11 protein-coding genes are annotated in these 13,005 nt (G+C 41.6%); 9 read left to right on the top strand and 2 right to left on the bottom strand.

Features of this window, described 5'->3' with window-relative positions; all coding sequences use genetic code 11:
- Positions 1 to 28: 28 nt before the first annotated feature.
- The gene (locus BM739_RS12600) at positions 29 to 1,231 is read right to left on the bottom strand and encodes a DUF418 domain-containing protein (RefSeq protein ID WP_083698153.1); all 1,203 of its coding nucleotides are present in this window, start codon (positions 1,229 to 1,231) and stop codon (positions 29 to 31) included.
- Between the two features lie 85 nt (positions 1,232 to 1,316).
- Entirely contained in the window at positions 1,317 to 1,793 is a 477-nt protein-coding gene (locus tag BM739_RS12595; protein ID WP_076541119.1) for a hotdog fold domain-containing protein, read from the bottom strand.
- Positions 1,794 to 2,135: 342 nt separating this feature from the next.
- Here BM739_RS12595 and BM739_RS12590 point away from each other — a divergent pair, with 342 nt between their 5' ends.
- The 9 genes from BM739_RS12590 to BM739_RS12550 all read left to right on the top strand — a co-directional run bounded on the left by BM739_RS12590 (position 2,136) and on the right by BM739_RS12550 (position 12,848).
- Positions 2,136 to 3,056, top strand: a complete 921-nt coding sequence (locus BM739_RS12590) for a DUF368 domain-containing protein (protein WP_076541117.1) — start codon at positions 2,136 to 2,138, stop codon at positions 3,054 to 3,056.
- A gap of 244 nt (positions 3,057 to 3,300) precedes the next feature.
- Positions 3,301 to 4,263 carry a DUF523 and DUF1722 domain-containing protein gene (locus tag BM739_RS12585; RefSeq protein WP_083698152.1) on the top strand — a complete coding sequence of 321 codons (963 nt, stop codon included), beginning with the start codon at positions 3,301 to 3,303 and terminating at the stop codon, positions 4,261 to 4,263.
- A 60-nt stretch (positions 4,264 to 4,323) separates the two neighbouring features.
- Positions 4,324 to 5,853, top strand: coding sequence for a deoxyribodipyrimidine photo-lyase (locus BM739_RS12580; protein WP_076541115.1), 1,530 nt, complete (start codon positions 4,324 to 4,326; stop codon positions 5,851 to 5,853).
- A 540-nt stretch (positions 5,854 to 6,393) separates the two neighbouring features.
- Positions 6,394 to 7,605, top strand: coding sequence for an NnrS family protein (locus BM739_RS12575; RefSeq protein ID WP_076541113.1), 1,212 nt, complete (start codon positions 6,394 to 6,396; stop codon positions 7,603 to 7,605).
- Positions 7,606 to 7,787: 182 nt separating this feature from the next.
- Positions 7,788 to 9,107: an ammonia-forming cytochrome c nitrite reductase subunit c552 gene (locus BM739_RS12570; RefSeq protein ID WP_076541288.1), complete on the top strand. Its 1,320-nt coding sequence runs from the start codon at positions 7,788 to 7,790 to the stop codon at positions 9,105 to 9,107.
- A 418-nt stretch (positions 9,108 to 9,525) separates the two neighbouring features.
- Entirely contained in the window at positions 9,526 to 9,918 is a 393-nt protein-coding gene (locus tag BM739_RS12565; protein ID WP_076541286.1) for a nuclear transport factor 2 family protein, read from the top strand.
- The gene (locus BM739_RS12560; protein WP_254843542.1) at positions 9,915 to 10,700 is read left to right on the top strand and encodes an SDR family NAD(P)-dependent oxidoreductase; all 786 of its coding nucleotides are present in this window, start codon (positions 9,915 to 9,917) and stop codon (positions 10,698 to 10,700) included. Before BM739_RS12565 ends, BM739_RS12560 begins: the two co-directional genes overlap by 4 nt.
- Positions 10,701 to 10,779: 79 nt before the next feature.
- Entirely contained in the window at positions 10,780 to 12,048 is a 1,269-nt protein-coding gene (locus tag BM739_RS12555) for an NAD(P)/FAD-dependent oxidoreductase (protein ID WP_076541111.1), read from the top strand.
- On the top strand, positions 12,045 to 12,848 hold the full coding sequence (locus BM739_RS12550) for a DUF1365 domain-containing protein (protein ID WP_076541109.1): 804 nt from the start codon (positions 12,045 to 12,047) through the stop codon (positions 12,846 to 12,848). The genes BM739_RS12555 and BM739_RS12550 overlap by 4 nt, the downstream gene beginning before the upstream one ends.
- Positions 12,849 to 13,005: the final 157 nt, after the last annotated feature.

Here is a 13,005-nt window from a genome sequence, read left to right as displayed (position 1 = left end):
AGCATTAATAATGCAGCTGTTTGCATGGTTAGTTTTTTGAAACTAGCTTTCGCCAAAGTGACTCTAACGGACCTTGGCTAAAATAGCGCAAATAAAGCGGCGCTAACAGCAATTGCAGCCCACTTAAGCCAAGTGCGATTAAGATATAGTCAACGCGATTGAGGCTAACGTTAAGCTCAGGCATAAGATAGCGAAATAGGCTGACACCTATGATGGATTGTAAAATATAACAACTAAAAGCTAATTTCCCCACAGCTTGAAAAGGCGCGAGCACTTGAGCTGAATTTTGGCAAACTTTTACTATGAGGTGTAAGTAAATCAACGTCATAGGGATCGCGCTTAGCATCATCACTATCGCTGAACATTCAACTAAAATAGCGCTTGAACTGAAACTTAACAGGCTATCTAGGCTTGATAATATGATTGTTGCCATAGCGCACTTGATTAAGGTTGTCCGCTCTAATCCATGTTCAAATGCCCCTTGTCGATAAAGCGCCATTCCCCACATCATTAGTCCCCCTAAAAACCACATTAAGGTTAACGGGATAATCAGTAACATGTAACCCACTTGGTTTAGTTGTAAAAACACAATGTCACTGTAATTTGCAGACCATACTTGCAGCTGCAGAAGGTGGAATTCAGAGCCGCGATAATAATACTCTGGCTCCACTAGCAAACTCAGCAAGGTCATTAGGATCAGCGAGCCAACAATAAATTGATTGGCTCGTTTTTTTAACTGGGTGATATCGCTGTTGAGGTAATTCAGAGCTAAAAATGCACTAAAGGCATAACTGAGTAATATATCGCCGCCCCAAATAAAAATGCCATGGAGTAAGCCAAATACCGCTAGCCATTTTATCCGCCGTTTTAATAATGGATAGGCCACTAAGCTAGCCGCCTCGTAGCGCTTATATTGGATATATAATCCAGCGCCAAATAGGATAGATAGCAGCGAAATAAAGCGCCCTTCAAGGAAGAAATTACTAAAGACTTCTAAAACAATGTCAGACTGAAGTTGTGGATAATGTGGCGCATAGCCATAAAAGCTATTGTTCATAAAAAAAATGTTCATGAACAAAATTCCAATAATGGCGATGCCTCTGAGGGCATCCATATTGGCATTGCGATTACCGTGACTTTCATTAATGGTTAATGACGGTGGTGGCTGCTGCTGTTGAAGTGTATCTGTGGTTAATCCATTAGGGCGATTAATATGAGTTGAAGGATCCATTTCGAGTTCATATCTTTGTTGATAAATGATTGTAATAAAAGACTAACAGCCTGCGGTTAAAATTGATACAGACTGTTAGCTGAGACTACTTAGCGGGTTTTTCTGAAATCCATAACTTAATGGTGCCGCGCACTACAACATTGCCTTCAGTATCATAGGCATTAACTGGTACTAACATATCGCCCACTTGCCATTGCTCTGGGCTGACTTCGGCGACACATAAAATATCTGTGCCTGCTTTGGCGGTGTAATCAACCGACATACCTTTAGGGATCCAACGTAAATGCTTTGGAATAGACGCTTCAGCCATCACGCCCATGGCCATCTCTAAACCGTTACAAATAGCAATTACGTGTACGGTTTTAATGTGGTTATGTACCGCGCGACGTTTTTTAACTAAAACAGCACAGTGGTTCACTCTTAATGCGGTCACTAAAGGGCGCACGGTAGCAAAGTAGGGCGCTGTTCTTGATACCATCATTGAGAATATTTTATTACCGAAAGGGTATTTAGTGACTTTGTGATACAAGGCTAATACGTGATTGGGTTTATCGTGACTCATAGCAGTCCTTTAATGATTCTAAACGTAGGATTGATGTTGTTTTCAGCCATCTGGTTTTATTTTTGTCTGGTCAGATGAGTTCTTAGGGCTTGAGTTTAACATCCTTGTAACGGCTTGCACATAAGCGAATGATCTTGATAAAAGATATATTCCTTCACTGAGCTTAGTGCAGGTATAATTTGTTTTATATGCTGTTACTGCTAACCAAGTCACATGACTTTCAATTTAAAAGCGTCCAACATAAGACGTTTATTGGCTGGCTTTAAGATAAGGTTCCAGCAGATATTTAAGCTTATATTTCTCACACCCAAGGTGTGTTCATTTTATTAATAAGGATTGGTTTTGCATCATCTATTAAATTACTTCAAAGGCATGGCGATGGGCGCAGCCGATGTTGTTCCGGGCGTTTCTGGCGGCACAATTGCTTTTATTACGGGCATTTTAGACCCGTTATTAGATGCGATTCGTAAAATTAATCCTTCACTTTTTGGCATTATTAAGCAGCAGGGTTTTAAAGCGGCTTTCATGCACATTAATGGCCCTTTTTTGGTTTGTGTGTTTGGCGGGATCTTAACCAGTATCTTCACGCTAGCAAAACTCATTTCTTGGTTGCTAACGAATCATCCGATACCGGTATGGTCGTTCTTTTTCGGGCTGATTTTATTTTCTGTTGTTCATATGCTTAAGCAAGTGAAAGGGATTAACTTACTCCAAGTGGCATTATTTATCTTAGGTGTTGCCTTTGCTTGGGTTATCACAGTGCTTAATCCAATTGAGCTTGAAGTGAGTTATTTCACCTTCTTTATATCTGGCTGCATTGCCATCTGCGCGATGATTTTACCGGGCATTTCAGGGAGTTTTATTCTGTTGCTATTAGGCATGTATCCAGCCGTACTGGCCGCTGCCAAAGGCTTTGATATTTTAATGCTGGCTTGTTTTGCCTGTGGTTGTGTTGTGGGCTTACTGAGTTTTAGTCATGTGCTTTCAGCCATGCTACGTAAGTTTCATGATCAAACACTGATGTTTTTAACAGGCTTAATGTTAGGCACCTTAGGTAAAATCTGGCCTTGGAAAGAAGTCCTCACTTGGCGTGAAAATTCTAGCGGTGAGCTGGTGGCACTTACTGAACAAAACTTATCACCAATGCAGTTTGAGCAAATGACGGGCGAGCCAGCTCAATTAGTGGCTGCGGTAATTTGTTTAATAGTGGGTATTAGCCTAGTTTGGGGCCTAGAGAAATTCGGTCAACAGCATTCGTCTTAAAGCGTGATTTTTAATTTAACCTAAAACATGATGAGAAGGGCTAAACAGCTATTGTTTAGCCCTTCTTTGTTATGGGATTGAACTATGTAGATGCTTGCTTTGACATTCTTGCCCCTGATCAGAACTTACTGAAAATTAACTGCAAAAGAGTGATTGCTTATATTCAATTCAGGGCTACTATCAATAAAAAGATGATCTAACTAATTACATGGCACGTAAATAAATGTAAGCCACAAGGAGTTGTATAGTGAATAAAGAAATCTTTAAACCTGAGAAAATTCAGATAGGTATCAGTAGTTGCCTGTTAGGACAAAAAGTAAGATTTGATGGCGGTCATAAAAACTCAAATTATTGTAATAAAGATCTAGCGCCATTTTTTGATTACATCAGCGTATGCCCTGAAATGGCCATAGGTATGGGCGCGCCACGCAAAAGTATCCGCCAAGAAATCGATGGTGATAAAATTTTTGTAAAAAGTGCCGATGGCAGTATCGATGTGACCGACAAACTTGCTGAGTTTAGTGAAAAGCGGGTTAACGAACTCAACTTTATTGGTGGCTATATTCTCTGCGCTAAATCGCCAACCTGCGGTATGGAGCGGGTAATTGAGTACAAATACGGTACCAACAATGGCACTAAATCTGGTGTGGGTGTTTATGCCAGAAAATTAATGGAGACCTATCCTCATTTACCCGTGGAAGAAGAAGGTCGGCTACATGATCCTTTGATAAAAGAGAACTTTATTACCCGCGTCTATGCTTACCATGAATGGCATTGCTTGCAAGCTGAAGGCTGGACTAAGCATAAACTCATGCAGTTTCACGCCCGTTATAAATACCTATTAATGGCTCACAGCCCACAATGGTATCGTGATTTAGGGCCAATCTTAGCCCAGATTGATGATCTTGATGCCACAGCGCAAACCTATTTTGAAGGCTTTATGACGGCGTTAAAGATCAAAGCGACCCGAAAAAACCACACCAGTACCTTGCAGCACATTCAGGGCTACTTCAAAAAACATCTGTCTAAAGATCAAAAAGAAGAGCTTACCGAATCGATAATGAAATACCGCGAAGGACTGTTACCCTTATTGGTGCCAATAACCTTAATTAACCATTATTTACGAGAACACCCAACCCCTTACATTGAAGGGCAGGTGTATTTAAATCCGCATCCTGAAGAACTCAGGTTACGCTACGCTTACTAAGTCGCATTAACCCTGTGGTTGGCGTAAACCGGACAAGATTTTTGCTAAGAGGTTGTATTAATGAATAGCTTAATTTGGTTTAGGCAAGACTTGCGTCTGGCTGATAACCATAGTGTTGTAGAGGCTTTCGAGCTAGCGCACCAATCAAATGGTCACGTTAAAGCGATTTATATTGCCAGCACTGAGCAATGGCATAGTCATGATGTAGCAGCAATTCAAATTGACTTTATTGAACGTCATGTCAATCTTTTAGCCCAAGATTTAGCGGCATTAGGGGTTGAGCTTGAGGTGATTCAGTTGCCTTGGTTTGATGATGTGATGGATTGGATGCCGCAATACTTAATCGATGAACAAATTGATCAGGTTTTTGCCACCCAAGAGCCCGAATTTAATGAGCGAAAACGCGATCAGCAGTTAATTGATATTGGCTTACCTATTCAGTTTATCGCTCAAGATTGCATTGTTGCTGCAGGGGAGGTCACTAATCTTTCCGGCAAGATGTACAAGGTATTTACCCCTTTTTCTAAAACCTGGCGCAAGCAAGTTTCAGCTAGACGAATTGCCCCTGTGGCTGTGCCAGAAGCTATTGGCGCAGCAGTTGATAAACCTAAACCAATCGCATTTGATTATCCCAAGGTCTCTAGTCAGCATTGGCTTGCTGGCGAGGCTGCAGCTAAGGGTATTTTAGACCGTTTTTGTGCTAATAATTTACACGACTATTTAGCTGAAAGAGACTTTCCTGCGCTAGACAGTACCAGCCGATTATCACCTTATTTAGCCATCGGGGTGATTAGTGCTAATCAATGTTTAGCCGCAGTATTAAACCGCTTTCCAGATGCATTAGTGGATGACACCAGCCCTGCTAAAACCTGGGTGAACGAGTTGGCGTGGCGTGAGTTTTATCGACACCTGTTAGTGGCATTTCCGGATTTGTCTAAAGGCAAAAACTTTAATGAAAATGGCAGCAAAGTAAATTGGCGTAATAATCCCCAAGAGTTTAAAGCTTGGTGTGACGGCGTAACCGGCTTTCCCATTGTTGATGCAGCAATGAGGCAATTAAATCAAACCGGCTGGATGCATAATCGTTTGCGCATGGTAGTGGCGAGCTTTTTAACCAAGCATTTATTGGTGGATTGGCGTTGGGGCGAGCGCTATTTTCGACAGCAGCTTATCGATGGTGACTTGGCCGCTAACAATGGTGGCTGGCAATGGTCAGCTGGCACCGGCTGTGACGCCCAGCCTTATTTTCGGGTTTTTAATCCGATGAATCAAAGCAGTAAATTTGACCCTGACGCCTGTTTTATCAAACACTATATTCCCGAACTGGCCTCGGTGAGTTTAAAGCAGATTCATCAGCCGATATTCAGTGGTGATACACTCGGCATAAGTGATGTTTCAAATGGTGATGCTTTGAGTGGTGATGGTATAAACAGCAATGAAATAAGTGAGCAAGATACCAATACTAACGGCGAGTTATTTGCCTTTGATAGTGAGTTTTCGTCTGCTAAATTGCACTACCCCAGTCCGATAGTTGAACATGCCATGGCGAGAAAGCGTGCCATAGAAGTCCTAAGCGCGCTAAAGCGCTAGGGCTTTATGGCCTTTTATGAGCAGTATATTTTAATCATATCTCCATTCTTATTTAGCCCTTATCTAGTTCTTATTTCCCCTTTGTTTGCCGATTAAAGCTGGCGAAACAAGTGAATTAACTTAACCATCGCCCAATAGTCATTGCTAATCATGGCGAGAAAGCGTGCCAGTGAAGTCCAAAGCGCGTTAAAGCGTTAGGGCTTTATGGCCTTTTATGAGCGGTATATTTTAATCATATCTCCATTCTTATTTAGCCCTCATCTAGTCCTCATCTAGTCCTTATTTCCCCTTTGTTTGCCGATTAAAGCTGGCGAAACAAGTGAGTTAACTTAACCATCGCCCAATAGTCATTGCTAATGCAGTGACTTGGCTTTGAGCTTATTTGCTCCAAGCACGCCATGATTGTTTGCGTGAGTTCACAGTTTCAACTAGGTTTGTACCAAAGAGGCTAATCGCTATTGCTGCTAGGGTCAGAACAGCATAATATAAACATATATACAAAATGCATGTTATGTGTTCACCAAAAAAGGCTTGATAATTATGCTAAATATTGACGACCCAGCAGAAACCGAAAAAACCGCTGCTATTTGGCGCTTAGCTTTTAGGCCTTTTTTCTTAGGTGGCGCAGCACTGGCAATGTTGTATATCCCATTATGGTTAATGGGCTGGTTTACCCCGCAATACAGCCTATTTAATAGCAATTTTTGGGCAAATGTATTGCCTTTATGGTGGCATCCCCATGAATTATTGTTTGGCTTTGCCATGGCGATTGTATGTGGTTTTTTACTCACAGCAGTACAAACCTGGACTAATCAACCGAGCCTAAAAGGCACCCCATTAGCGCTAACCTTTGCCAGTTGGCTAATTGCCCGTTTATTGTTGCTATTGCCGATGGATATTCCACTGTTGTTACCGGCATTTTTTGATAGCGTGTTTTTAGGGATTGCAGCGTTTACCATGTGGCGTTGTGTTTATCGGGTTAAGCAATGGCAAAACATTGGTTTTTCAATCATGTTAACCGTTGCGTTTATTGTTAATCTTGTGAGTTATTACGCATTAAACGAACGTAATTTTATTTTAGCTAATCAAATATGGCAGGGAATGTTATTTTGGCTGGCTCTGCTTATCACTATTGTGGGCGGGCGGGTTATTCCGTTTTTTACCGCCATGCGTTTAAAGGCCACTAAAGCTCAGCCAATTTACATGCTGGAAAAGGGCTTATTAGTCATAATGGTGCTTTTGGTGGTGCAAGCTATATTTAAGGTAATGCCCTTAGCTGTTGAGCAAGTGTTGTTATTGCTTGCAGGTGCGCTGCATTTGGTGAGATTCAGCCGCTGGTTACCCCATAAAAGCCTGTCAGAGCCAATGTTGTGGTCATTACATGTGTCGTACTTGTCACTGCCGCTGTCATTACTGGGCTTAGGTTGGTTTATCAATGATGACTATGCTTACCGAAGTCTATTGCATTTATTTGCCGTGGGTTGTGTCGCCTCTTTATGTTTAGCCATGATTTCTAGAGTGTCTCTGGGTCACACTAGTCGCAATATTTACCAAGGGCCAAGTATGGCACTGGCGTTTGCCTGTTTACCTATCGCTGCATTGTTACGGGCAGTTATGCCCTTATTGTTACCTGCTCAAACCCAGATGTGGTTATGGTTAGCTGGTGGGTTTTGGTTTATGGCATTTGGATTGTTTGTGCTGCATTACAGCCCAATATTAACGCGCCCTCGTATTGATGGCAGGCCAGGTTAGGCTGAATAAGCTGAAGTTACAGATTTAACCTGTATCAAGCAGTAGGTATCGTAAATTTATAAGTAGTTAGTTAAGTCAGTTTGCAATTTTAAGGAAGCACAGTGAACAAACGTCTATCCCTCGTTGCCCGAGATTTTGTTGTTAAATCAAAGGCAGTAAAAGCAGTAGCGGTTTTATTAGGCTTGAGTTTTTTTGGCGGCGCGGTGGCGTCACAAGCCAAGGATATTTTTGAAACTAAATTCCCTGAGCATTATGAATCATGGGCGGCAACTGAGGAGCAGTCAGAACGTGAAGATATGTTAGCCCAGTACCCCGCTAATATTATCCTATGGGCTGGCTCATCATTTGCTAAAGAATACCACAGCCCAAGGGGGCATCAATTTGCTGTCGCAGATGTAACCCAAACCTTGCGTACCGGTGTGCCACCAAAAGAAGGTGAAAAAGGTACCTCTGCCAGTTGCTGGACTTGTAAAACCCCTGATGCGCCAAGGCTAATCAATGAGTTAGGCTTTGAAGGATATTCTGCAAAAAACTTTACCGATTTAGGTACTGAAGTTAACAGCGTGGTTTATTGTAGTGACTGTCATGAAAATGGTTCTGAAAAGTTAGCCCTACCAAGGCCTCATGCTCAAAATGCCATGAATAAAGTGGGGTTGCCATTTGAAAAGCAATCGGTTTCTATGCAGGGGGCGCAGGTGTGTGGTCAGTGCCACGTAACTTATTACTTCCAACCTGAAAAGAGTAATGTGGTAAACATGCCGTGGATCTTTGGCTCCACCGCCGATGATATTGAGAAATACTATGATACTCGCCGCTTTTACGAGTGGATCCACCCGATTTCGAAAACGCCAATTTTAAAAGCACGTCACCCCGAGTTTGAACATTGGAGCCGCAGTAAGCATGCTGAAAATAACGTAACCTGTATTACTTGTCATATGCCTGCGGAAGAAAACGAGCAAGGTGAACTATTTACCAGCCATAAAGTTGATAAAGCATTACCGTATTTTGATCAAACTTGTAAAGGCTGTCATCAAAGTAAAGATGACATCACCGCAAAGCTTAGCAGTGATAAGCAAGAAATTGATGCCATGGCGCGTAAGGTTGAGGGCTTATTAGTTAAAGCTCATTACGAAGCTAAAGCGGCTTGGGATGCTGGGGCAAACTGGCATCAAATGAATGATGGCATTATGGGGATCCGCCATGGTCAATGGCGCTGGGATTTTGCCATGGCTTCACATGGCCTTTATGCCCATAACCCAGATGAAGGCCGTGAGTTACTGACTAAAGCCATCGAGCAAGCAACAGCTGCGCGTGAGTCTATTGCGGGCGTGCTAAGGTTGCTTAAGGTAACCGAGGTGCAATACCCAGACATTAGCACCAAGGAGTCTGCTCATGCCGCGGTTGGAATTGATGAACTGAAGCTATCTGAAGAAAAGCAAAAGTTCATTAAAGAAGACGTTGAGAAAAACTGGAGCCCTATTGCAGTAAGAGGTTACCAGTAACTGCTCATTATTGAGTTTAAAAAGGCGCTTAGTGAAAACTAAGCGCCTTTTTTATTGTGATCTGCTTTGAGTCTGGCTGCGTACAAATCATCAGTAACCAACTAAAAAGAAGGTTATTTACTTATTGAATATTAAATGATTATTTTTTTAAGTATTTAATCGGTTAAATATAAGACAAAGCTTGCAACTAAGCTTACTATTAAATCAGTAACGGCAATATAACAGCCCGTTTTTATAGTTAAAGTTTGCAAGATTTAGCCAAATATCACCTAGATTGCAATTCGCGTAACGCGATTCGTTGTTTTAGGTTGTAAAGGAGAAATTAATGCCAAGTACTGCCAATACCGTGAGTCATTTAACTGAGCCTGCCAGCAATAATGATCTTGCTAGACCACAAATCATTGATGACTTTATCGGCATGTACCAGCAGCTTAATAAAGACAGCTTACACCTGTTAAAACAGGTGTATAGCGATGACATTTCCTTTCAAGATCCACTGCATAAAGTCGAAGGTATTGAAAACCTTACCCTGTACTTCGCTAACCTATATGCCAATGTTGACCATATTGAGTTTAATATCAAACAAGTGAGCTGTAGCCATCAGCAGGCCGCCGTTTTCTGGGTAATGCGCTACCGTCACCCCAAGCTAAACAAAGGTCAACTCATAACCGTTGAAGGTATGAGTCAGTTATCTTTTAACGAAAAAATCACTGCCCACCGCGATTACTTTGACCTTGGTAGTATGCTGTATGAGCAATTGCCGTTAATAGGACGCTTGATTAAATACATAAAAAACAAGGCGTCAGCATGATGGAACAAGCTAACTCTCATCAAGGAAACCTTCATCAACCAACAGCAAGACCGGCAGTGTTAATCACTGGAGCCAGTTCTGGTATAGGCCTAGCACTGGCAATGCTTTATGTTGAAAAAGGCTACATGGTGTTTGCTTGTGGTCGTAATGAGCAGCGTTTAAATGCCATTAATGGCGCAGTGACGCTTGCTTTTGATATTAATGATAAAGCGCAAATTGAAACCGCAGCGCACACATTATCAGATAAATTAGTCGCATCTAACGCAAAATTACAGCTGGTTATTCTTAATGCGGGCAGTTGTGAATACATTGAAAATCCAATGCGCTTTGATGGCGCATTATTTGAACGGGTGATCCAAACTAATGTTGTTTCAATGGGTTATTGTTTAGAGCATTTCTTGCCGCTAGTGACTATCAACGGCAGAGTGGCGTTAATGAGTTCCAGTGCGACCTATTTACCTTTTCCTAAGGCTGAAGCCTATGGCGCCTCAAAGGCTGCAGTGAGTTACCTTGCCACTAGTCTTCGTCTTGATTTAAAAGCAATCGGTATTGGTGTGAGTGTTATTTGCCCAGGCTTTGTGAAAACCCCATTAACTGATAAAAACGACTTTGCTATGCCGATGCAAATAACTGCTGAAAAAGCGGCAATGACGATATTTAAAGAATTAAAAAAAGCCAAAGATGAAATTCATTTTCCAAAGCGATTTACCTTTTTATTAAAGGGCTTATCTTTACTGCCCGCAAGATTAATTACTAAAATGTTAGCGCCAAAAGCCAATTGATGCTGTTTAAGATAATCAAATAATAACAATGCGATACACTGTCGTCATAACAAAAATAATAACCAATTGAAGGATTAATATGAAAAAAATAGCGGTTGTGGGATCGGGTATTTCAGGACTGACCTGTGCACATTTACTCAGTGAACTTCATCAAGTCAGCGTATTTGAAGCTAATGATTATATTGGCGGCCATACTGCGACCATTGATGTTGAAGTTGGCGGTAAGCCTTATGCTATCGACAGTGGTTTTATTGTCTTTAATGACCGAACTTACCCACGTTTTCAAAAGCTAATGGCAAAAATGGACATTGAATCATTACCCACTGAAATGAGCTTTAGTGTGCGTAATGTGCAAACCGGATTGGAATACAATGGCCATACCTTGTGGAGCATGTTTGCCCAACGCCGTAACTTGCTAAAACCTGATTTCTATAAGTTTTTAGCCGAGATAGTGCGTTTTAATAATCAATGCAAGGCCATCTTTGAAGCTGAAAACTACCCGAGTGACAGTTTAGGGCAGTTTTTAGATGCTCAAGGTTTCTCTGACTTTTTTAGCGAGCATTATATCTTGCCAATGGGCGCGGCCATTTGGTCTGCCAGTATCAATGATATGCGTAAATTCTCACTGCGCTTTTTTATTCAATTTTTCCATAACCATGGCTTACTTAATATCAGTGACCGCCCACAATGGTATGTCTTAAAAGGTGGCTCTCGCAGCTATATTCCTGCGCTTATTGCTCCCTTCAAACAACGATTGTTTTTAAACTCTGCAGTAACCGCCATTGAACGCAGCGACGATGGAGTTAACTTACGTATTAATGATGGCGAACTTCAACGCTTTGATGAAGTCATTCTAGCCTGTCACAGTGATCAAGCGCTGGCGATGCTTAGTGATGCTACAGACGATGAAAAACAAATACTTGGCGCGATGGCATATCAAAATAACGAAGTAGTATTGCATACAGATACCAACTTACTGCCAAAACGTAAAGCGGCATGGGCCAGTTGGAATTACCGCCTAGAAGGCAAAGATGCAGCTGAAATTGCCGATAGACCTGCCAGCGTGACTTATAACATGAACATTTTGCAGCGCTTACCCAAAGATGCGCCGACGTTTTGTGTGACGTTAAATCAAACGGATTTAATTGATGAGTCTAAAATTCTTAGAAAATTCAATTATGCCCATCCAGTGTTTAATGAGTCGAGCATGAAAGCCCAAGGTGAGCGTAAACGCATTTGCGGCGTTAATCATACTCACTTTGCCGGTGCCTATTGGTATAACGGTTTTCATGAAGATGGCGTTCACAGCGCACTTGATGTGTGCAATGATTTTGGCATTAGCCTATGAGTAACTTTACTAGCGGTATTTACAGTGGCGATATTGTTCATCGGCGTTTTACGCCTAAGCAGCACAGCTTCAGTTATCAGATTGCCTTACTGGCAATAGACTTAGATGAAGTGGCGCAGCTATCTAAGGTTAGCCGTTTATTTAGCGCAGCTAGCCGAGCCATTTTAAGATTTAATCCCGATGATTATTTGAATGCCCTTGAAAGCCAGTTTGATTGCGCTCCTGTTGATTTCGCCCTTATTGATAAGGCATCGACAGATAAAGTAACGCCGCCGCAAGCGCTAAAACAGCGGGTGTTATGGACGATAGCAAAGCTTGGGGCTGACGTTAATTGCAATAAGGTGGTGTTTGCTGGCCAAGTGAGGCATTTTGGTTTTTATTTTAGTCCGGTGAACTTCTATTTTTGCTATCAAGGTGACCAAGCGGTTTATATGCTGGCGGAGGTAAGTAATACGCCATGGGATCAGCGCCACTGTTACTTAGTCAATCTCACTAAAACCACCACCACAGATAAAGTGTTTCATGTTTCGCCCTTTATGGATCTTGAGATGCATTATTTTTGGAAGGTGATTGCGCCAAGCAAGCGCTTAAATGTGACCATACAAAACCGGGATGATGCCGACAATAAGCTGTTCGATGCCAGTTTGTTGCTCAATAAAAAGGATTTTACCGCCAAAAATATCCGCAGTATGTTGCTCAGTTTTCCGCTAATGACATTAAAGATTATGTTTGGAATTTATTGGCAGGCGCTGAAGTTATTTATTAAACGGATCCCTTTTATCTCTCATCCACAAACTTAAATTAAACCAAATCATGAAATGATGCGTATTGGTTTAGTAATGTTTAACTCATAACATACAATTTTTGCCTAGCGAGAGTTTCAGTGTATTGAAATCTAACCTGTTGTTTATGAGTAAAAATAAAATTTACAGCTAAAATACTAATAGCGCATTAAAA

The sequence above is a fragment of the Shewanella sp. UCD-KL21 genome, assembly GCF_001957135.1.
In the GTDB taxonomy this organism is placed as follows: Bacteria; Pseudomonadota; Gammaproteobacteria; order Enterobacterales; family Shewanellaceae; genus Shewanella.
This window is presented reverse-complemented; position numbering and strand designations above follow the sequence as displayed.

Coding starts and splice junctions, on each gene's coding strand:
- BM739_RS12565 (WP_076541286.1), top strand. CDS start 9,526: ATGTACCAGCAGCTTAATAAAGACAGCTTACACCTGTTAAAACAGGTG.
- BM739_RS12580 (WP_076541115.1), top strand. CDS start 4,324: ATGAATAGCTTAATTTGGTTTAGGCAAGACTTGCGTCTGGCTGATAAC.
- BM739_RS12560 (WP_254843542.1), top strand. CDS start 9,915: ATGATGGAACAAGCTAACTCTCATCAAGGAAACCTTCATCAACCAACA.
- BM739_RS12600 (WP_083698153.1), bottom strand. CDS start 1,231: ATGGATCCTTCAACTCATATTAATCGCCCTAATGGATTAACCACAGAT.
- BM739_RS12555 (WP_076541111.1), top strand. CDS start 10,780: ATGAAAAAAATAGCGGTTGTGGGATCGGGTATTTCAGGACTGACCTGT.
- BM739_RS12595 (WP_076541119.1), bottom strand. CDS start 1,793: ATGAGTCACGATAAACCCAATCACGTATTAGCCTTGTATCACAAAGTC.
- BM739_RS12575 (WP_076541113.1), top strand. CDS start 6,394: ATGCTAAATATTGACGACCCAGCAGAAACCGAAAAAACCGCTGCTATT.
- BM739_RS12550 (WP_076541109.1), top strand. CDS start 12,045: ATGAGTAACTTTACTAGCGGTATTTACAGTGGCGATATTGTTCATCGG.